Source organism: Mycobacterium sp. GA-1199 (assembly GCF_001500045.1).
In the GTDB taxonomy this organism is placed as follows: domain Bacteria; phylum Actinomycetota; class Actinomycetes; order Mycobacteriales; family Mycobacteriaceae; genus Mycobacterium.
Genome location: NZ_LQIX01000001.1, coordinates 618,212 through 638,342 on the forward strand (window position 1 = coordinate 618,212; position 20,131 = coordinate 638,342).

Genomic DNA, 20,131 nt, shown 5'->3' on the forward strand with positions numbered 1-20,131 from the left:
CGACCAAGAACTAAAACTGACTTTAGTTTTAGTTACGACGCGAGTCAATCCTCGAGATCGACCCGAATCGTGAGCAGGTTCGTGCCGAAGGTCCGCACGCCGAAGCTGTTGAACTGCGGCAGCTTGCGCAACCGCTCGCGCGCGTCGTCGTCGGCGACAATGTGCGCGGTTCCCTTGTGCCACTTGCCGTTCAATCGAACTCTGACCGCGGGATCGGCCTGGATGTTCTTGACGTATTGCGAGTTCTCGCCGAACTCGGAGACGAACCAGAACTCGTTGCCCACTCGCCGCCCGCCCAGCGGAGTGCGGCGCGGTTGGCCGCTCTTGCGCCCCGTCGTCTCCAGCAATGTCTGGAACGGCAGGAGCCGCATCATGGGGTTCATGACGTTCTTCTGGAACATCTTGGTGACCTGATCGCGCAAGTCCTCGGCCATGGTTCCCCCTTCGTTTCACACCATCGCGGTTCGCGACACCTTCATACCCAGTCTCAGCGCTCCGGCGAGTTCGCGACTGGTGTCGTAGTCGAAGACCACATGTCCGGCCACGACGTCGACGTCGCGCTTGATCCGTTGCAGCGGGTTGTCGACGAAATGTGCGCTGGCGCCCGACGCCTCGAGCAACAGCCCGATCACGTGGCGCGACTCGTGGACGATGTGCGCCGCGGCCATCCGGGCTGCTCCGCGCACCGGCCTCGGCACGGGATCGCCGGCGGCGACCACGGTCTCGATCTCGTCGACGGTGTCGTTCAACAGACCGCGCAGCGCCCGCAGGCGCACCTCGGCCTCTCCGAGGCGGGCCTGCGCGATCGGCTTGTCCTTCTGTATGACGCCCTCGTAGGCCAGCACCCGTTGCGACAACCGCTCGGCGTAGATCTCGGCGACACGTTCGGCGCCACCCAGCGCCGGCATCGCCGCCAACAGCGCCAGGGCGGGCACCATCGGCCAGCGGTAGGTGTCGGCGTCGTGCACCGTCGCGCCGGGCGCGGTACCGGTGTAGATGTCGACGACGCGGACCAACCGGTGTTCCGGGACGAACGCCTCGCTGATCACGACGTCGTTGGAGCCGGTGGCGCGCATACCGTCGGTGTGCCACACATCCTCGATCGCGACGTCCTCGATGGGCAGCAGCGCGAGCGCCGGGAAGATCGCGTCGTCGGGACCACAGAGCGCACCGACCATGATCCAGTTCCCGTGCATCACGCCGGTGGCCCACGACCAGCGACCGCTCAGCCGTATTCCGCCGTCCACGGGCAGCCCTCGACCGGTCGGAGCCAGGGGAGCGGGCGCGAGAAACGGGCGCGTCGCGAACGCCTCGGACTGGGCCCGCTCGTCGAACAACGCCAGGATCCAGTTGTGCAGGACGTAGAAGCCGATGGTCCATGCGCTCGACGGGCAGCCGTGTGCCATCCGCCGGACCGGATCGAAGATCGCCGGCAGCGGTGCCTGCATGCCGCCGTACCGCGCGGGCACCAGCAGGTCGGTGAGGCCCGACGCGGTCAGTTCATCGATCGTCGCTTCGGGCAGTTGGCGCAGCCGCTCGGCCTCCGGTGCCCGTTCGGCGAGCCGACCGACGAAATCGGCGTCGACAAGGGGGAGAGCCGGAGCGGCCGTCATGGTCCGAACGCTACCATACTTTTTTGTATGGTAGGCCGCGTCGGCCGGACCGTCGGAACGCCGAGTGACCGTGTCTGTACCCGACTCGCCGCCGGATTCCGACCCCCAGCGGACGCTCGTCCGCGCCGAGAAGCCGCGAACTACCGCGCGAGCATGATGTCGAGGAACCGCTCCCGCCGCGCCGCGGCCTTCGTGCTGGCTTTCGCACCCGACAGATGTAAGAAGCCAATCCCCGCTGCGAAAGTGGCGTTCGCACGCAGGTCGGCCTCCTCGGGGTCGAAGCCGTCCTCGATGAATGCCTGGCGCACGGCTTCGAGGACGCGCCGGTCCGACGCCCGCACCCCCGCGGCGACCTCTTCGTCGGTGCGCGCCCACTCCCGCATCGCCCGTTCCAGCGTGCGGTGCCGGGCGTCCACCAGCGCACCCATCATTCGCGAGAGCCGCTCCCTGGGCGGCAGGTCGCTCAGCGCCGCGAAATGCCGCCGATCGTCGTCGCGCACCTCGCCCCACGCCCGGACCAGCGCGGATCGATAACCGGCCATATCCGGGAAGTGCCAGTAAAAGCTGCCCTTGGTGGCGCCCACGCGCTCGCACAGAGCGTCCAGCTTGAGCGCCTTGATGCCCTGCTCAGCGAGGAGCTCGTATCCGGCCTGAATCCAGTCGTCGACCGACAATCGCGGCGAACGGGCCGGTGCCATGACCGCAGCCTACGGGTGCCGTGATCCGCACATCGATGCCCGGTCGAGGGCTTTTCGACGCTTCCGTCAGTGCTGATTTGCTCGGAAAATCCGGCGCGCGACACGGCCCTGGGTTTCTCCTGCGCTGATCATCGTGTTTTACTGCACACGCGACAACTGAAATTTTCTCGGTCCGCTCGACGGCCCCGGGCTCAGTCGAGCGGGCATGACAGCGCAGTGCAACCATTGCTGCGGTGTCGATGGCGATCGCTCGATCGCAGACGGAACGGCCTCCAAAGTGGCAAACCGGAAGATGGATGGACTTGCAGTATGAGCTTGATTGACAAGATTCGCGGCCCATGGGCGCGGCGCTTCGCGGTGGCGGCCATCGCGGCGGCCCTGCTACCGGGTTTCGTGAGCCTGGCCGGCCAGTCAGCGTCCGCTGGGGCGTTCTCCCGGCCCGGCCTGCCGGTCGAGTACCTGATGGTGCCGTCCCCGTCGATGGGACGCGACATCAAGGTGCAGTTCCAGAAGGGCACCGGCTCCAAGGCGGTGTACCTGCTCGACGGCCTGCGCGCTCGCGACGACTACAACGGCTGGGACCTGGAGACCCAGGCGTTCGAGTGGTTCTACGAGACCCCGCTGTCGCTGGTCCTGCCCGTGGGCGGCCAGTCCAGCTTCTACTCCGACTGGTACGCACCGGCCTGCGGCAAGGCCGGATGCCAGACCTACAAGTGGGAGACATTCCTGACCAGCGAGCTGCCGCAGTGGCTTTCCGCCAACAGGGGCGTGTCGACCACGGGCAACGCCGCGGTGGGCCTGTCGATGTCGGGCAACTCGGCGATCATCCTGTCGGTCTACCATCCCGACCAGTTCATCTACGCCGGGGCGCTGTCAGCGTTCCTCAACCCCTCCGAGGGTCAGTGGCCGTTCCTGATCAACATGGCCATGGGTGACGCGGGCGGTTTCGACGCCAACGACATGTGGGGCAGGACTGAGGACCCGAACAGCGCGTGGAAGCGCAACGACCCGATGGTCCAGATCCCCACGATCGTGGCCAACGGCACCCGCCTCTGGGTGTACTGCGGCAACGGCACGCCCAACGAGCTCGGTGGTGCGAACCTGCCGGCCGAGTTCCTCGAGGGCCTGACGATCCGGACGAACATCGCGTTCCGCGACAACTACATCGCCGCGGGCGGCAACAACGGGGTGTTCAACTTCCCGCCGTACGGCACGCACAGCTGGGAGTACTGGGGTGCGCAGTTGCAGGAGATGAAGCCTGACCTGATCTCGCATCTCGGTTCTTAAGGCACGTCAAGAGTCCCCGGGCGCCGCGCGTCCGGGGACTTTTGCGTTCGCCGGCTGGCGCGTGGGCCCAGGTGAACAATGGGCGTCGTGAGCGCAGTCAACGCCTTGGTCGCGCATCAGGAAGGATGCCACGGTGCCCGAGCCGCACACCTTGCGCACGATCATCGGCGGCGGCGTTACCGGCCGCACCCGGGTGGTCGTGCACGACGGCTTCTAGACCCGCCGATTGTGACGCCAGCGACGCTTTTCGGCGATTTCCGTCGTCACATTCACAAACGGGCCCGGCGCTACTTGAGCTCGGTCGACGACAAGCCGAGCAGGCGACGGGCCACCACCAGCAGCTGAATCTGTTGCGTGCCCTCGAAAATGTCGAGGATCTTGCTGTCGCGGGCCCACTTCTCCAGCAGGGTGACCTCCGAGTACCCCACGGTGCCGGCCAGTTCGACCGCCTTCAGCGTGATGTCGCTGGCCACCCGACCAGCCTTCGCCTTACCCATCGACGCTTCCTTCGAGTTCGGAATGTCGTTGTCGGCCTGCCACGCCGAGCGGACCATCAGCAGATACGCCGCCTCCCAATCGGATTCCATCCGCAGGAACTCCGCCGCGGGCGCGCTCTGAGCGTGCGACGGCTTGTCGTAGGAGATCTCGATGCCGGCCTCGGTGAGGATCTTGCGCACCTCCTCGAGGGCGGCGCGGGCGATGCCGACGGCCATCGCGGCGACGACGGGCCGGGTGTTGTCGAAGGTCTCCATGACCCCCGCAAAACCCTTCTCCACGTGAATCTCCGGGCTGCCCAACAGGTTGTCTTTGGGGATGCGGGCATTGTCGAAGCGGATCACCGCGGTGTCGGAGGCCTTGATGCCGAGCTTGTCCTCGAGTCGCTCGACCGTCACACCGGGGTGTTCACGCGGAACGATGAACGACTTGATGGCGGCGCGGCCCAGCGACTTGTCCAGCGTCGCCCACACCACGATGTGGGTCGCCCGGGAGCCGGCCGTGACGAAGATCTTCTCGCCGTTGATCACGTACTCGTCGCCGTCCAGCCGTGCCGTCGTCGACACCGCTGCCGAATCCGAGCCGAAGTCCGGCTCGGTGATCGCCATCGCCGCCCACACGTCCTTGCCGAGTCGCTCGAGCTGTTCGGGTGTGGCGACGCTCGAGATCGCCGCGTTGCCGAGCCCCTGGCGCGGCACCGACAGCATCAAAGCCACGTCGCCCCAACTGATCTCCATCACGTTGAGCACGGCGGACATGTTCGCGCCGTTGTGGTTGGCGTTCCTGGGCTCGTCACCGCCCGCGAAGGCCTCGGCGCCTGCGAACGCAACGGTCTTTGCGCCCTGAATCCCCTCGAAGAGCGTAGCCAGGGTGTCCAGCTCTACCGGGTACTCGTGCTCACGCAAATCCCACTTGCGCGAGATCGGGCGCAACATCTCCGCTGCCCCCTGATGAGCCTTCTCGATGACCGCTTCGAGCTTGCGCGGCAGCTCCAGATTGATTGCCATGATTGCTCTTTCGCTCAGATGACTACAACGCCCTCGGCGACGCCGATGGCGCGCAGATCGCGATACCAGCGTTCGACGGGATGTTCCTTGGTGTAGCCGTGGCCGCCGAGCAGCTGCACGCCGTCCAGGCCGATCTGCATGCCCTTGTCGGTGCCCAACCGTTTGGCGAGCGCCGCCTCGCGGGCGAACGGCAGGCCCTGGTCGGCCCGTGACGCGCCGCGCCACGTGATCAAGCGCAGACCGTCGAACTCGATCGCCATGTTGGCGCACATGAACGCGACCGCCTGACGGTGTGCGATCGGTTCACCGAATGCGTGCCGCTCCTTGACATATGGGACGACGTAGTCGAGTACCGCGTGGGCGGTGCCGACGGCCAGTGCCGCCCAGCCGAGCCGCGACAGCGCGAGTGCCTCCGAGTAGATCCGGTCTGTCTCTATCGGTGGCGCCTCCTCCTCGCCGAGGCGTGCCGACAGCGGCACTGTGACGCCGTCGAGCTCGACCTGCCCGATCGCCGCTCCGCGGATGCCCATCCCGGGATCGGGCGTGATGGTCAGGCCCTTCGACGACGATTCGACGATGAAAAGCGCCGGCTTGCCGTTGAGTTGCGCCCCGACGATGAACAGTTCGGCATTGGCGGCGGCGGGCACAAGCGACTTGACCCCGTCGAGGCGGTAACCGCTCGGAGTCCGGACCGCGGTGGTCTTCAAGGCGGTGGGATCGAACAGTGCTCGCGGTTCGGCGATCGCCACGCAGGACTGCGGAACATTCTCGCCCGCAAACTCTTTCAGATAGGTGGCCTGCTGATCGGCGCTGCCCCAGTGCGTCAGCGCCGACGCGACACCGGCAGGGGCCAGGATCGGCAGCGCCAGCCCCATGTCGCCGTACGCCAGTGCCTCGGCGACCAACACGTTGGTGACGGCTGCGCGGTGCGCGGCGATGCCCTCGAAATCCTCGGGCACGTTGATCGCGGTGATGCCGAGTTCGGATGCCTTCGCGACGAGGTCGACCGGGTAGTCGGCGGACTCGTCGGCGTCGCGCGCCGCGGGACGGATGATTTCCTCGGCGAACTCGCTGACCGTCTCGACGATCATCTGCTGCTCGTCGTCGGGGGTGAGGTCGAAGTAATCCGAACCGCTCTTCTTCAGCCGCGTCGGTCCGCTCTGGTTGCCCGATACCCGCTTGAACTGTCGACTGGCCGCACCGGCGAACGAGAAGACCTGCTTGACGCCGTACTTCAATCCGCGGTTGAGCGGGTCGCGCAGGTTGTAGCGGTCGAGGAACTCCTGGCCGACCAGGGGAGTGACCAGCGCCAGGCCGAGATCGGTCGCGGAACGCTTGTGCTTCTTCAGGCCGACCGCGCTTTCTTTGTCGCTTCGCTTGGGCTTGGATCCGTTTTTCGACGGCAGGGCTTTACTCATTTCGACTGCCTCGCTTTGATTTGTGACGTTCGAACTCGTCGAACTGACTCCAGAGTAAGGTATCCGAACTGACTCTCAAGTAAGTTGTTGTCGAACTCACAGCTCCGGTCCCGACAGACCGCGCAGCACGGCGTCGTGCAGCAGCCCGTTCGTGGCCACCGCGCTGCCGCCGTGCGGTCCGGTCTCACCTGCGAGGTTGGTGAAGCGGCCGCCGGCCTCGCGCACCAGGACGTCGAGCGGTGCCAGGTCCCAGGTCGAGACTTCCGGCTCCATCGCGATGTCGACGGCGCCCTCTGCGACCAGGCAGTAGTTGTAGAAGTCGCCGTAACCGCGTACCCGCCACACCGCGTCGGTCAGCGCGACGAACCGGTCGCGGATGCCGCGGTCGGCCCACCCCGAGAGGCTGGAGAACGCCAGGCTCGCCGAGCCGAGGTCGGCGACCTTCGACACGCTGAGCCGCCGCTCCGACTGCCTGGACATTTGCGCGAACGCCCCGCGTCCGGTCAGCGCCCACCACCGCCGGTGCAACGCGGGCGCGCTCACCACGCCGAGCACGGGTACACCGTCGTGCAGCAACGCGATCAGCGTCGCCCACACCGGCACCCCGCGGACGAAGTTCTTGGTTCCGTCGATCGGGTCGACGACCCACTGTCTGCCCACGAACGCCTTGGTGCCGCCGAACTCCTCGCCGAACACCGAATCGTCGGGTCGTTCCCGGTCGAGTCGGGCGCGGATCATCGATTCGACCTCCAGGTCGGCGTCCGTGGCCGGGGTGAGGTCGGGTTTGGTCTCGACGACGAGGTCGACCGCGCCGAAGCGGGCCGTGGTCCGAGCATCGGCTTCGTCGGCAAGGGAGAGTGCCAGCGTGAGGTCGTCCGCCTCGGTATCCATGCCTGTCGTCCTACCATGACGGGATGTGGGAATTCGCGGTGATACTGCTGCTGGTCGGTGCGCTGGTGCTACTGGCCAGACCGATGCTGATGCGCCGTCGCGGTACACCGACTGACTGGCCGTCGGGTCAACTGCTGGTCACCGGCGTCAGCCCGCGGCCGACTGACGTCACCGGACCGCAGTACGTCACGATCACCGGTGTCATCAACGGCCCCACGGTCAACGAGCATGTCGTGTACCAGCGGCTCGAGGTGGACGTCGACGACTGGCCGACGATGGGCCAACTCTTTCCCGTCGTCTACTCGCCGAAGAACCCGGACAACTGGCGATTCGCGCCGCAGGCCCCACCACCGGGCGCAATGCCGCCGCCCGCGCCGCGGCCCTACTCCTGAAGTTTGCACCCAGGGTCGTCGATTCGCGCCGACCACAACCCTCCGCGCAAAAACGCGCCGACGCTCAGCCGTGCCCGATCTTCAACATCGCGGCGACGGTGGTCAGCTTCACCCGCGGCCGCCCGTGCGGTTCCCCCGCTGACCGCTCGTATTCGTCGATCAGCCGCCAGTGGTCGTCCGTGACGACCTTCGGCTGCCGCTCGACCAGCCATTCGGCCAGCCGCCGCGAATGGTCCTCGTCGAAGTCGGCGAGTTGGGCTTCGGCCAGGTCGGCGATCAGCGTGTCCACGGTCTCCTGCGAATCGCTCTTGTTGCTGCCGATGACGCCGGTGGGCCCACGCTTGATCCAGCCGACGACGTACTCGTTGCGGCTGCCTTCGACGCGCCCGTGGGTGTGCGGAATCGTGCCGCTGCGCTCGTCGAACGGCAGCCCGGGCGTCGGCACACCGCGATATCCGACGGCGCGCACCACGAGCTGGGCCGCCACCTCCTCGCGTTCCCCGGTGTCCTTGGCGACGACGCGGCCGTTCTCCTCGACCAGCTCGTTGCGGCCCAGCACGATCGATTCGACGCGACCGTCTCCCTTGATCTCGATCGGGGAGGTGCGGAAGCGGAAGACGATGCGCCGCTTGGCATTCTTCGGCGTCTGCTCCGCGTAGCCGCGCAACACCTTGATGTTGTTGCGCACGGTCTTGCCCGCCGCCTCGAGATCATCGTCGGTGATGTCGGCGAAGTCGGCGGGGTCGATGATGACGTCGACGTCACCGAGCCCCTCGAGGTGCCCGAGCTCGCGCAACTCGAGCGTGGTGAACGGCGCCTGCAACGGCCCCCGCCTTCCGACGACGAGCACCTCCTCCACTCCGCGGTCGTGCAGTGACTTCAATGCGTGGTCGGCGATGTCCGTCGCACCCAGCACGTCGGGATCGGTGACCAGGATCCGCGCCACGTCCAGCGCGACGTTGCCGTTGCCGATCACGACGGCGCGACCGCTGGAGATGTCCGGTGCGATCTCCTCGAAGTGCGGGTGGGCGTTGTACCAGCCGACGAAATCGACGGCGGCGACGCTGCCGGGCAGGTCTTCACCGGGGATTCCCAGCGCCCGGTCGGATTGCGCGCCGACCGCGTAGATCACCGCGTCGTAGTGTTCGGCCAACTCGGCGGGGTGCACATGCTCGCCGACCGCGACGTTGCCGAAGAAGCGGAATCGCGGGTCCAACGCCGTCTTCTCGAACTGGGCGCTGATCGACTTGATCTTCGGATGGTCGGGCGCCACACCCGAGCGCACCAGCCCCCACGGGGTCGGCAACATCTCGAGCATGTCGACGCGCACATCGGAGTCGTCTTGGGAATCGGCGAACTTGAGTAACGACGCCGCGGCAAAGTAACCCGAAGGCCCTGAGCCGACGATCGCCACATGGTAGGGGCGCATGGACACCTTTTGTCGAAGCTTCCTCGTCGCTGCCCGGCCTCGCGCAAGGGGCTGTCGCGTCGAGGCCGGCTGGTTACGCATCCGATGCTAGAACGCCGACGGGCCTCGTTGCCGCCAGTCGCCAGAACCGGCGCGAATCGGCCCACGGGTAACCTGAACTCCCGTGGATCCTGACCGTCAAGCCGACCTCGCTGCCCTCGACTCCACCCTGACGACGGTGGAGCGCGTGCTCGACGTCGAAGGCCTGCGCGGTCGCATCGAGAAGCTCGAGCACGAGGCCTCCGACCCGAATCTGTGGGACGACCAGGTGCGCGCGCAGAAGGTCACCAGCGAGCTGTCGCACACCCAGGGGGAGTTGCGGCGCGTCGAGGAACTCCGACAGCGCCTCGACGACCTGCCGGTCATGTACGAGCTGGCCGCCGAGGACGGCAGCGAGGAGGAGCTCGCAGAAGCCGACGCCGAGCGGGGCAAGCTGCGCGAGGACATCGAGGCGATGGAGGTGCGCACCCTGTTGTCCGGCGAGTACGACGAGCGCGAAGCCGTCGTCACGATCCGCTCGGGCGCCGGCGGGGTGGACGCCGCGGACTGGGCCGAGATGCTGATGCGCATGTACATCCGCTGGGCCGAACAGCACGACTACCCCGTCGAGGTGTTCGACATCTCCTATGCCGAAGAGGCGGGGATCAAGAGCGCGACGTTCGCGGTGCACGCGCCGTTCGCCTACGGCACCCTGTCGGTCGAACAGGGCACCCATCGCCTCGTGCGGATCAGCCCGTTCGACAACCAGAGTCGCAGGCAGACGTCGTTCGCCGACGTCGAAGTGTTGCCGGTGGTCGAGACCACCGACCACATCGACATCCCGGAAAGCGATGTGCGCGTTGACGTCTACCGGTCCAGCGGCCCCGGCGGCCAATCGGTCAACACCACCGACTCGGCCGTCCGGCTGACCCACATCCCGACGGGTATCGTGGTGACTTGCCAGAACGAGAAGTCGCAGTTGCAGAACAAGGTTTCGGCGATGCGGGTTCTGCAGGCAAAGTTGTTGGAACGTAAGCGTTTAGAGGAGCGTGCCGAAATGGACGCCCTCAAGGGCGACGGCGGGAGCTCGTGGGGCAACCAGATGCGGTCGTACGTGCTGCACCCCTACCAGATGGTCAAGGATCTGCGCACCGAGTACGAGGTCGGCAACCCGGCCGCGGTGCTGGACGGCGACCTCGACGGGTTCCTCGAGGCGGGTATTCGTTGGCGCAAGAGTCAAGATGATGGATGACAACTTGATCGCATTGTCTCTGGGGGAGCGCTGGGAGGGCTTCTGGCAGGGCGACATCGGCAACTGGATCCTCGAGCGCGGTGTGACGATCGCGCTGTTGTTGATCGGCGGGCTGCTGGCGGCGCGGTTCATCAATTGGGCGGCGCAGCGGATCGTGAGCCGCATCGACGCCGAGTACCTGGAAAGCGATCAGCTGGTTCGTTCGGAGAGCACCAAGCACCGTCAGGCGGTCGCGTCGGTGATCTCGTGGGTGACTGTCGCCTTGTTGTTCATCATCGTGGCAGTGCAGATCACCGATACGCTCGCGATCCCGATCGGGTCGCTGGTCGCGCCCGCGGCAGTGTTGGGCGCCGCGCTGGGCTTCGGCGCGCAGAAAGTGGTCCAGGATCTGCTGGCCGGTTTCTTCATCATCACCGAAAGGCAGTACGGCTTCGGAGATCTGGTGCAGCTCAGCATGGTGGGTGCGCCAGAGGAGTCGCTGGGAACGGTCGAAGAGGTGACGTTGCGGGTGACCAAACTCCGCACCGCCGAAGGTGAGATGTACACCATCCCCAACGGCAACATCGTTCGATCGCTGAACTTGTCGAAGGACTGGGCGCGCGCCGTCATCGACATTCCGGTGCCGACGGGCTCGGACCTCAACGAGGTCAACGACCTCCTGCACGCCGTAGCGCAGAACGCGACCGACGATCCCGAACTCAGCGCACTCATGCTCGACGCGCCACAGCTGATGGGGGTCGAGAGCATCGGGCTCGAGACCGTGAACCTGCGGATGGTCGCGCGCACACTGCCGGGTAAGCAGTTCGAGGTCGGCCGTCGCATCCGCGTGTTGGTGATCGCCGCACTGCGCAGCGCCGGGATCGTGTCGCCGGCCGACGGGGCCACACCGATGGTGGGCGCCATCGTCCACCCGGCGACAACCGGGGGAGCCGAACAGGAGACACAAGGCTCGGCGGAGCAGAAGAAGTGAGGAACTGGCTGACGGCCCGATTCGGCCGGATGCGGATGTCGACGGTGGTACTGATCGCGGCGTTCGTTGCGCTGTTCTGGGTGAACCAGACGTTCGAGGCCAAGCCCCCCGAACCGCCGCCCGCGCCGGCGGTGGTCCCACCGGGCTTCGTGCCGGATCCGAATTACACGTGGGTGCCGCGCACCAACGTGCGCCGCACCACCGAACCGACGACCACCACCACGACCACGACGACGAGCCCACCGACGACGACCACCACCAGCCCGACCGAGACCCCGACCTCGCCGACCACGACGGTGACCGATCCTGACGGCCCGGGTCCGCGGCAACCGGTCACCCAGACCATCGGCCCCGACGGGGCGCCGCCGACGACCGATACGCCGCTGGTGCCCCCGGTGCCGCAACTGCTGCCGCCACCGGCGACGACTCCGCCCAGCTAGGGCGGCACCCTTTCACCGCTACACTGGCGACCCGTGATGATCACCCTCAACAACGTGACCAAGCAGTACAAGTCGTCGGCGCGACCCGCGCTCGACAACGTCTCGGTCAAGATCGACAAGGGTGAGTTCGTCTTCCTCATCGGGCCGTCGGGTTCGGGCAAGTCGACGTTCATGCGGTTGCTTCTGGCCGAGGAGACGCCGACCCATGGCGACATCCAGGTGTCGAAGTTCCACGTCAACAAGCTGCCCGGACGTCACATCCCCAGCCTGCGCCAGGTGATCGGCTGCGTGTTCCAGGACTTCCGGCTGCTGCAGCAGAAGACGGTCTTCGAAAACGTCGCGTTCGCCCTCGAGGTGATCGGCAAGCGCGCCGAGACCATCAACCGGGTAGTGCCCGACGTGCTGGAGATGGTCGGTTTGTCGGGTAAGGCCAACCGTCTGCCCGCCGAACTGTCCGGTGGCGAACAGCAGCGCGTCGCGATCGCCCGTGCGTTCGTCAACCGGCCGCTGGTGCTGCTCGCCGACGAGCCCACCGGCAACCTGGACCCGGAGACCAGCAAGGACATCATGGATCTGCTCGAGCGGATCAACCGCACCGGCACCACGGTGTTGATGGCCACTCACGACCACCACATCGTCGACTCAATGCGTCAGCGGGTCGTCGAACTCGAACTCGGCCGGCTGATTCGCGACGAGCAGCGCGGCGTCTACGGAATGGATCGCTAGTGCGCTTCGGCTTCCTGATCAACGAGGTCCTCACCGGATTTCGTCGCAACGTCACCATGACCGTGGCGATGATCCTGACGACCGCCATCTCGATCGGCCTGTTCGGCGGCGGCCTGCTCGTCGTCCGGCTGGCCGACCAGTCCCGCAACATCTACCTGGACCGCGTCGAGAGCCAGGTCTTTTTGACCAACGACGTCTCGGCCAACGACCCGTCGTGTGACGCCGACCCGTGCAAGGCGCTGCGCCAGCAGATCGAGGACCGCGACGACGTGCGCTCGGTGCGGTTCCTCAACCGCGACGAGGCCTACGAGGACGCGATCACCAAGTTCCCGCAATACAAGGACGTCGCGGGACGCGATGCGTTTCCGGCGTCGTTCATCGTCAAGCTCGACGACCCCGAGCAACACAAGGAATTCGACGAGGCGATGGTCGGCCGGCCCGGCGTGCTCAACGTGCTCAACCAGAAGGAGCTGATCGACCGACTGTTCGCGGTCCTCGACGGCATCAGCAACGCCGCGTTCGCGGTGGCGTTGGTTCAGGCGGTCGGCGCGGTGCTGTTGATAGCCAACATGGTCCAAGTCGCGGCCTACACCCGACGCACCGAGATCGGCATCATGCGCCTGGTCGGGGCCAGCCGCTGGTACACCCAGTTGCCGTTCCTCGTGGAAGCGATGCTTGCGGCCTTGATCGGTGTGGTCATCGCGATCATCGGGCTGATAGTGGTGCGGGCGCTGTTCCTGGAGAACGCGCTGAACCAGTTCTATCAAGCGAATCTGATCGCCAAGGTCGACTATGCCGACGTGCTGTACTTCAGCGCTCCGCTGATGCTCTTCCTGGGGCTGGCCATGTCGGGGATCACCGCCTACGTCACACTGCGGCTTTACATACGAAGGTAGCCATGCCAAAACAGGGCGCCAAGAAAGCCGACCCGTCCCGGTCCAGCAACAACAAGGTCGTCGCGACCAATCGCAAAGCGCGCCACAACTATTCGATTCTGGAGACGTTCGAGGCGGGTATCCAGCTGGTCGGCACGGAGGTCAAGAGCCTGCGCGACGGGCAGGCATCCCTGGCCGACGCGTTCGCCACCGTCGACGACGGCGAGGTGTGGTTGCGCAACCTGCACATCCCCGAGTATCACCACGGCAGCTGGACCAACCACGTGCCGCGGCGCAACCGAAAACTGTTGTTGCACCGCAGGCAGATCGATCAGCTGATCGGCCGCATCCGCGACGGCAACCTGACGCTTGTACCGCTGTCGCTGTACTTCACCGACGGGAAGGTGAAGGTGGAACTGGCGCTGGCCCGCGGTAAAGAGGCCCGTGACAAGCGGCAGGACCTGGCGCGTCGCGACGCGCAGCGCGAAATCACCCGCGAGTTGGGGCGCCGCGCCAAGGGCATGGCCTGATCGCCGCCTGCTGATCCACTCGAGAATTTGACCCGAGCCGCCATGAGCGCTTCGTTGCGTAAGGCATCATGACGAACGGAAAGGCGGGGAAGGCGTGTCGGTCAGGGGTCATCGTTGGCGTTACGGCGTCTTGGTGGCCCTGCTTCTGGTGGTCGTGGTGAACGCGCTGGCCCCGTGGGGATACGACCGCGCCGAGGCGGGAATGATCGCGGTGCAGGCGGTCCTGGGCGCCGTGATCGTTGTCCGTGGCTTCGCGGTTGCTCGCAAGGTCGACGGCCCGTCTCGGTGGTGGCGAGTCCTCATCGCCGCTTCGTGCTCGAGCTGGCTCATCGGTGAGCTGCTGTGGTGGACGGGGGGCGGCTCTGACCCCGGTCACGTGGCCGGCGCGCGGGAGATCGTGGCCTATCTGCTCCCCGCAGTGCTCATCGTCGCGGCCGTGGTGGTGCTCGGGCGCGTCGGGGTCGGGCGCACCACTACCCCCGACCCGGTGCATCAATACTCGCTCGTCGCCTCCGTGCTCGACGCGGTCGTGGCGGCGATCTCGTTTTCACTGTTGTCCTACCTGGCCGGATACGGGGCACTGGCCGCAGCGGCGTTCCCCCGGTCGAACAATCCCCCCATCCTGGTGACCTATTCGCTGCTCCAGCTGTGCGCGGTGGTGGCGGGGGTCTTCTTCGCCAGTCTCTACCGCCCGGGGCGGCCACATCGGGCGGAGTGTCTGCTGTTGACCGGCGGGGTCATGTTGCTCGCGTCCGCCGACCGGATGGTGGCCTATTTCCGGACCGTCGGCTTGCACAACGGTGACTTGTGGGGCGGAGGCGCGTTCATTCTGGGGCTGGTGCTGGTGATCTACGCACTTGCCGAACCGGTGCCCCAGTCGGAGGCCGCCGCTCAGGCCGGTGATCGGGTGATGGACTGGGTGCAGTTGATCCTGCCGTTTGCCGGATTCGCCGGTATTGCAATGCTTTACGGCTACCACGTGCTGATCGATCGGGAGCTCGACGCGGTGCTGGTCGTCGGGGCGGTGCTGATGGTTCTGCTCGTCGCGGCGCGCCAGGCCTTCGCGATGCGCGCGCAGCACAGGTTGACGGTGCGGCTGTTCGACGCTCAGCGGCTGCTCGCGCACCAGGTGCATCACGACGCGTTGACCGGGCTGCCGAACCGGCTATTTTTCGGCAAGGAACTCCAAACCGCGGCTGCCAGAGGCGGTTTCGTGCTGATCTTCGTCGACCTCGATGACTTCAAGGACGTCAACGACCGGTTCGGGCACGCGGGCGGCGACGAGCTGCTGCGTGCCGTGGGCGAACGCCTCCGTCGATGCGTGCGGAATACCGACACCCTGGCACGCATCGGCGGTGACGAGTTCGCCATTCTGATCAACAGCGACGTGGCGGCACCTGAAGTCGTCGCCGGCCGCATCCAGGCGGCGCTGCGGGAGCCGTTCGCCGTGCACGGCTCCAGCGTGCGGATCCGCGCGAGCATGGGCTTGGTTCGGCTGGAATCCGACGAAGACAGCCAGACCCCGGACGATCTGCTGCGCAAGGCCGACCACTCGATGTATGAGGGCAAGCGCCTGGGCAAAGACATCGCCATCGTCTACCCGTCGATGACCGGCCGGGCGGTGGACTTTCCCACCGCGTTACGAAACGCCGACGGTGGTCCGCCGGCTGGGTTCAGATTGGTCTATCAGCCCATCGTCCGGCTGCCCGAGGAGGCTCCGGTCGCGGTCGAGGCGCTGGCGAGGTGGACGGCGCCCGACGGCACGCAGATTCCGCCCGAGACGTTCGTGGCCGCTGCCGAGGCGGCGGGGCTCGGCGAGACATTCGACACGATGGTGCTGGATCTCAGTTGCCGGGAAGTCTCCTCGGCAGGCGTGCGCCTGGATCTGCAGGTCAACATCGGGGCGGCGCGCCTGCGCGACGGCGCATTCCGCGACATGGTGGCAGCTACGTTGGCGCGCTACGGCATGGAGCCCAGCCGGCTGACGCTGGAGATCACCGAGACCGTGCCGATCGTCGACCTCGACGAGGCGGCCGCACAAATACGGCGGCTCAACGCCATTGGGGTCAAGGTGGCCCTGGACGATTTCGGTGCCGGATACAACTCGCTGACCTATCTGCACGCGTTACCCATTCAGATCGTCAAGCTCGACCGCAGCTTGCTGGCCGGGCCCGATCGCGCTCAGGCCGCCACGCTGTACCGTTCGGTGATCGCGGTGTGTGACCCGTTGGGACTGGAAGTGATCGCAGAGGGCATCGAGACGGCGGAGCAGGCCGAGATGGTGTTTCTCGCCGGTTGCTCCTTGGCGCAGGGGTACCTGTTCGGGCTACCCACGGCGATCGCCGACATTGCCGCCGAACCTCTGGCCGCCGACACACCGTAGCGCTGTGGGTTCTGGACACCGCCGTCGGTGACGAGCGGTACGGTCGGGCGGTGAGCAACCCCTCGCGTCCGGTGACGAAGCTCGACAAATCCGCGGTCCTCGATGCGCTGTTCACGCAGTGGGACACGATCGCCGACTTGTTGGCCGGCCTGGCCGAGTCCGACTGGCAGGCGGCGACGTCGCTGCCCGGCTGGACGGTGCACGACGTGACGGCCCACATGGTCGGCACCGAATCGATGTTGGCGGGGATGGACACCCCGAAGTCCGATGTGGACGTGTCGTTGCTCGAGCACGTGCGCAACGACATCGGTGTCCTGAACGAGTTGTGGGTGCTCGAGTTGCGGACGATCAGCGGCGCGGAGTTGCTGGACCGCTTCCGGGCCATCACCGCCGAGCGGCGCGCGGCGCTGACCGCGCTGAGCGACGACGAGTGGAACCAGGTGACGGCGACGCCGGCCGGCCCGGACAGCTACGGCCGGTTCATGCGGGTGCGGATCTTCGACTGCTGGATGCATGAGCACGACATTCGCGATGCGCTCGGGCGGCCCGCATCTGATCCGACGGGTACGCCCGCGGTGTTCGCACTCGACGAGATGGCGGCCAGTATGGGCTTCGTGGTCGGCAAACTAGGCGGGGCGCCCGACGGCTCACGGGTGTCGATCCAGCTGACGGGGCCTCTGGCCAGGACCATCAACGTCGCGGTCGAGGGGCGGGGGAAGGTGGTCGAGGACTTCGGCGGCGCCGAACCGGCGGCGACGATCACGCTCGATGCGCTGCTGTTCGCGCGGCTGGCCGGCGGGCGAGTCGCGTTGGATCACGACGCGATCGCTTACGGCGGCGATGAGGAGGTCGGCAGGCGTGTCGTCGATCACCTCAACTACGTGATCTGACCAGCGGTTTTGGGCCGGCGCGGGCATAAATGCGTGGTGTGCGGTGTTATAGGTCGCGTAGTATGAAATGTCCTGCCGTACTTCGGTGGGCGCGTTGTTAGACAACTACACAGGGGCTGAACGGTTTCGACTTCGAGCGTCGAATCAAGGGAAGCGTGCCGGTGCAGGCAAGAGACCACCGTAAGCGTCGTTGCAACCAATTAAGCGCCGATTCCAATCAGCGCGACTACGCTCTCGCTGCCTAAGCGACTGCGTGTCTGTCAGCCCGGGAGAGCCCTCGACCCGGTGTCTGGCATCAGCTAGAGGGATAAACCGGTGGGTCCGGTCGCGGGACTCATCGGGACATCAAACAGCGACTGGGATCGTCATCCTGACTTGTTCGCGTGATCAGGAGATCCGAGTAGAGGCATAGCGAACTGCGCACGGAGAAGCCTTGAGGGAACGCCGTAGGACCCGGGTTCGATTCCCGGCAGCTCCACTAAAGGGCCGCAGCTCAGCGGCCCTTTTTTGTTGTCCGTATGCTCTACGTCAACAATTGCGTCAACAAACGGCGTCTCAAGGCGGTCACCACGGCTTCGATCCGCGTTCGCAGCCGCAAAAACGGGAGCGTCTACTTCAGGGGCTTGTACAGAGTCCATGGTCGCCAAACCTCCACGTCCTTCGGAGACGCCCAGTCGGCGACGAAGTTCCGCGATCTCATCGGCATCGTCGGTCCGCTCAACGCCCTGGACTCGGTCAACGCGGACCCGTCACTGTCAACAATGACGGTTGAGCAGTGGCTGGCTCACGACATCGGCCACCTGACCGGCCTGGCCAAAAGCACCCTGGCCGACTATCGGTCCCATGCCAAGAACGACATCAACCCGGACTTGGACCCGATCCCACTGGCGGCACTCTCCGCCGATGACGTGGCACTTTAAATGCAGGCGATGGCCGCGAAGGGTGCGTCGGGGAAGACCATGGCCAACAAACATGGGTTCTTGTCCTCAGCGCTCAATCGTGCCGTGAAAACTGGCCGCATCCGATCTAACCCCGCTTTACGAATCCCCCTACCGGGACTATGCGGCCACCGAACCTGAGGCGATGTTCACTGAAGCCGACGTCGACAACATCGTCGACATCCTGAACACTGTGCGGGCCAATGCCTCTCCTACCGATCGAGCCGTCTGAGGGGGCCGATACAACGGGCCGATGATGGCGGGAATCCACGATCCACAAATGGCACAGCTAGAATCATGTGGCTTCACGAGTTGCCGCCGCGAAGCTCCGACTGGGCGGCACGCCAACCCCACGCTCGTGGGTGGCTCGGATGACGAAGCGGCTGACATCAACTGGTGTCGGCAAGAGCGCCTCCCAGTCTTGGTGGAGGCTTGGACTTTCGGGAGTCTGGCTATGAACGTGGAAGAGTGGGCCGAGAAGCATCGCCGTCGAGGCCACCATCCGTACCCCTCACCGACTGCTGAGAATCCCGAACGATGGCTTTGCGAGTGCCCGGACGCGGCGGGCACAGCCGTCTGGCGCATCCTCACACCTGGACAGATCCGGCAGAAGTTTGCGCATATGCGGGGTGCCGCTGAGACGCGGGAACAGCAGAAACGGCGAGTCGACCGAGAGAGGATGCGCCCGCTCGGAGATCTGCTCGACCATCTCGACGGGCTTCTCACAAACTGGGAGGACGGCACCGAATTGCCATACGGAGTGCTGCCGACCGTGGCTCGCAATTTCGCGGCCCAACTGCGCGGAGCCATTCATGGCTGAAGCTGGCAAGAGCGGGAGGCGCGACATAGGTGTGAGCGTCAGAATCGACGACGACCACCCCGACAAGTTGCGGGCCGATGACGAGCGCTTCGATCGCTTGGACGTCCATGACCCGCAGGGGCTTAAGTGGTCGAAGATGGACCGCGTGAATCGCAGGCGAGGCGATGAGCGCTGAACGCGGCTGGATCGCGAAGCCCCAGCGCCCACACGTTCACAGGTACCGTTCACGTGCCTCTTATGGGGCAGACAAGATTGCGCGTTCTGGTGCTCTCATCACCGAGGCCGATATTCGCGCTCGACAATGTGCTATGGAAGAGACATGGGCCGAGCAGGAGGCCGAGAACGTCAGGTTGCGCGCCATCCACTACAGCGGCATTCCGCCGTTGCGCATGGCCAACGGATATGTGGCCGGGCGTCCGCACCGTTCGAGGAGTTCGCAGCAATGAACGATGATGAGCTCCTCGCTCTTCAACGAGCCAAGCACGCTGACCCCTACATGCCGCTCAGCAAGGCGAAGAAGTTGCAGCGTGACGAATCCAAGTGGCGGCACCTGAACAAGGCGGCGACGGGTAAACCGTCCGAGCCGTGCCGTTATGGCGACGGGACCTGTGTGACTCATTCACGTGGGACGCGGTGAGTGCTGAGCGCGAGAGGATCGCTTCGCCAGCACCCAAGACAAACAGCGTGGAAGCGTGGGCGGAATGGCATCGGCGTAAGGGCACGATCCGCATCCTGAGCCGACCGGGAGAACCCTGGGCGGTGTGAAGCGTGACGGGGGCTTCATCTGGCGAATCTCGACGCCTGTGCAGATCCAACAACAGCATGTTCAACTCAGCAACCGCCCGACACCCGACCACGCAGCTGATCTGAGGATCGACCTACGAGTTCGCGAAGAAAGCGCCGTGAGGGGGGATAAGCGGCAATTCTGGGCAGCATGTCAACGGCGGCTGAAAATTGACCCCTTTTCAACGGTTGAAAATTCACCCCCTTGGTGTTCATTCTTCTGTGGTCGATCCTGGAACTCGTCCGAGGTCGCGGTCTTTGATGCGGTAGGAGTCG

21 protein-coding genes, 1 other RNA gene, 1 pseudogene and 1 riboswitch are annotated in these 20,131 nt (G+C 65.7%); of the genes and pseudogenes, 15 read left to right on the top strand and 8 right to left on the bottom strand.

The genetic code is table 11. From position 1 onward, the window contains the following. Positions 1-44: 44 nt before the first annotated feature. The 3 genes from AU198_RS03015 to AU198_RS03025 all read right to left on the bottom strand — a co-directional run bounded on the left by AU198_RS03015 (position 45) and on the right by AU198_RS03025 (position 2,311). A complete protein-coding gene (locus AU198_RS03015) occupies positions 45-434 on the bottom strand; it encodes a nitroreductase/quinone reductase family protein (RefSeq protein WP_064345935.1) in 390 nt (129 codons plus the stop codon). Between the two features lie 15 nt (positions 435-449). Next, the gene (locus AU198_RS03020) at positions 450-1,613 is read right to left on the bottom strand and encodes an acyl-CoA dehydrogenase family protein (protein ID WP_064345936.1); all 1,164 of its coding nucleotides are present in this window, start codon (positions 1,611-1,613) and stop codon (positions 450-452) included. Positions 1,614-1,753: 140 nt separating this feature from the next. Continuing rightward, positions 1,754-2,311 carry a TetR/AcrR family transcriptional regulator gene (locus AU198_RS03025; RefSeq protein WP_064345937.1) on the bottom strand — a complete coding sequence of 186 codons (558 nt, stop codon included), beginning with the start codon at positions 2,309-2,311 and terminating at the stop codon, positions 1,754-1,756. Between the two features lie 309 nt (positions 2,312-2,620). Between AU198_RS03025 and AU198_RS03030 the strand changes: the two genes are divergently transcribed. Further along, positions 2,621-3,598: an esterase family protein gene (locus AU198_RS03030; RefSeq protein ID WP_064345938.1), complete on the top strand. Its 978-nt coding sequence runs from the start codon at positions 2,621-2,623 to the stop codon at positions 3,596-3,598. 287 nt (positions 3,599-3,885) lie between these two features. Here the strand turns inward: AU198_RS03030 and AU198_RS03035 are convergent, their stop codons facing one another. From AU198_RS03035 to hisN, 3 genes are all read right to left on the bottom strand, one after another. Continuing rightward, positions 3,886-5,100, bottom strand: coding sequence for an acyl-CoA dehydrogenase family protein (locus AU198_RS03035; RefSeq protein WP_064345939.1), 1,215 nt, complete (start codon positions 5,098-5,100; stop codon positions 3,886-3,888). A 14-nt stretch (positions 5,101-5,114) separates the two neighbouring features. Next, positions 5,115-6,518: an acyl-CoA dehydrogenase family protein gene (locus AU198_RS03040; RefSeq protein ID WP_064345940.1), complete on the bottom strand. Its 1,404-nt coding sequence runs from the start codon at positions 6,516-6,518 to the stop codon at positions 5,115-5,117. A 96-nt stretch (positions 6,519-6,614) separates the two neighbouring features. Next, on the bottom strand, positions 6,615-7,409 hold the full coding sequence (hisN, locus tag AU198_RS03045; RefSeq protein WP_064345941.1) for a histidinol-phosphatase: 795 nt from the start codon (positions 7,407-7,409) through the stop codon (positions 6,615-6,617). Positions 7,410-7,432: 23 nt separating this feature from the next. Between hisN and AU198_RS03050 the strand changes: the two genes are divergently transcribed. Then, a complete protein-coding gene (locus AU198_RS03050) occupies positions 7,433-7,801 on the top strand; it encodes a hypothetical protein (RefSeq protein ID WP_064345942.1) in 369 nt (122 codons plus the stop codon). Between the two features lie 64 nt (positions 7,802-7,865). On the opposite strand, the gene AU198_RS03055 is transcribed toward AU198_RS03050, so the two are convergent. Further along, complete coding sequence (locus tag AU198_RS03055) at positions 7,866-9,230, bottom strand: FAD-dependent oxidoreductase (RefSeq protein WP_064345943.1); 1,365 nt, start codon at positions 9,228-9,230, stop codon at positions 7,866-7,868. 163 nt (positions 9,231-9,393) lie between these two features. Here AU198_RS03055 and prfB point away from each other — a divergent pair, with 163 nt between their 5' ends. Beyond that, positions 9,394-10,500, top strand: a complete 1,107-nt coding sequence (gene prfB, locus AU198_RS03060; RefSeq protein ID WP_064345944.1) for a peptide chain release factor 2 — start codon at positions 9,394-9,396, stop codon at positions 10,498-10,500. On the opposite strand, the pseudogene AU198_RS26975 reads toward prfB, so the two are convergent. After that, positions 10,477-10,557: pseudogene (locus AU198_RS26975) on the bottom strand (hypothetical protein); the annotation flags it as partial. The gene prfB and the pseudogene AU198_RS26975 overlap by 24 nt on opposite strands. Between AU198_RS26975 and AU198_RS03065 the strand changes: the two are divergent. The 12 genes from AU198_RS03065 to AU198_RS26370 all read left to right on the top strand — a co-directional run bounded on the left by AU198_RS03065 (position 10,520) and on the right by AU198_RS26370 (position 19,518). Beyond that, the gene (locus AU198_RS03065) at positions 10,520-11,470 is read left to right on the top strand and encodes a mechanosensitive ion channel family protein (protein WP_502689261.1); all 951 of its coding nucleotides are present in this window, start codon (positions 10,520-10,522) and stop codon (positions 11,468-11,470) included. The pseudogene AU198_RS26975 and the gene AU198_RS03065 sit on opposite strands and share 38 nt — an antisense overlap. Next, positions 11,467-11,910 carry an Rv3103c family proline-rich protein gene (locus AU198_RS03070; RefSeq protein WP_064345946.1) on the top strand — a complete coding sequence of 148 codons (444 nt, stop codon included), beginning with the start codon at positions 11,467-11,469 and terminating at the stop codon, positions 11,908-11,910. The genes AU198_RS03065 and AU198_RS03070 overlap by 4 nt, the downstream gene beginning before the upstream one ends. Positions 11,911-11,946: 36 nt before the next feature. Continuing rightward, a complete protein-coding gene (ftsE, locus tag AU198_RS03075; RefSeq protein ID WP_064346044.1) occupies positions 11,947-12,636 on the top strand; it encodes a cell division ATP-binding protein FtsE in 690 nt (229 codons plus the stop codon). After that, entirely contained in the window at positions 12,636-13,532 is an 897-nt protein-coding gene (gene ftsX, locus AU198_RS03080) for a permease-like cell division protein FtsX (protein ID WP_064345947.1), read from the top strand. The genes ftsE and ftsX overlap by 1 nt, the downstream gene beginning before the upstream one ends. A 2-nt stretch (positions 13,533-13,534) precedes the next feature. After that, a complete protein-coding gene (gene smpB, locus AU198_RS03085) occupies positions 13,535-14,041 on the top strand; it encodes an SsrA-binding protein SmpB (RefSeq protein WP_064345948.1) in 507 nt (168 codons plus the stop codon). Between the two features lie 94 nt (positions 14,042-14,135). Beyond that, positions 14,136-16,424 (top strand): putative bifunctional diguanylate cyclase/phosphodiesterase, encoded by a 2,289-nt coding sequence (locus AU198_RS03090; protein ID WP_064345949.1) that lies wholly within the window; start codon positions 14,136-14,138, stop codon positions 16,422-16,424. A 50-nt stretch (positions 16,425-16,474) separates the two neighbouring features. Further along, positions 16,475-17,314, top strand: a complete 840-nt coding sequence (locus AU198_RS03095) for a maleylpyruvate isomerase family mycothiol-dependent enzyme (protein ID WP_064345950.1) — start codon at positions 16,475-16,477, stop codon at positions 17,312-17,314. A gap of 112 nt (positions 17,315-17,426) precedes the next feature. Further along, positions 17,427-17,795: a transfer-messenger RNA gene (ssrA, locus tag AU198_RS25655) on the top strand. Positions 17,796-17,832: 37 nt separating this feature from the next. Then, on the top strand, positions 17,833-18,234 hold the full coding sequence (locus AU198_RS03100) for a hypothetical protein (RefSeq protein ID WP_064345951.1): 402 nt from the start codon (positions 17,833-17,835) through the stop codon (positions 18,232-18,234). Positions 18,235-18,555: 321 nt separating this feature from the next. Continuing rightward, a riboswitch (SAM riboswitch) is annotated at positions 18,556-18,667 on the top strand. 264 nt (positions 18,668-18,931) lie between these two features. Continuing rightward, on the top strand, positions 18,932-19,072 hold the full coding sequence (locus AU198_RS26070) for a hypothetical protein (RefSeq protein WP_156431455.1): 141 nt from the start codon (positions 18,932-18,934) through the stop codon (positions 19,070-19,072). A gap of 31 nt (positions 19,073-19,103) precedes the next feature. After that, complete coding sequence (locus AU198_RS03105; protein WP_156431456.1) at positions 19,104-19,247, top strand: hypothetical protein; 144 nt, start codon at positions 19,104-19,106, stop codon at positions 19,245-19,247. Between the two features lie 133 nt (positions 19,248-19,380). Beyond that, the gene (locus tag AU198_RS26370; RefSeq protein WP_197416002.1) at positions 19,381-19,518 is read left to right on the top strand and encodes a hypothetical protein; all 138 of its coding nucleotides are present in this window, start codon (positions 19,381-19,383) and stop codon (positions 19,516-19,518) included. Positions 19,519-20,131 lie beyond the last annotated feature (613 nt).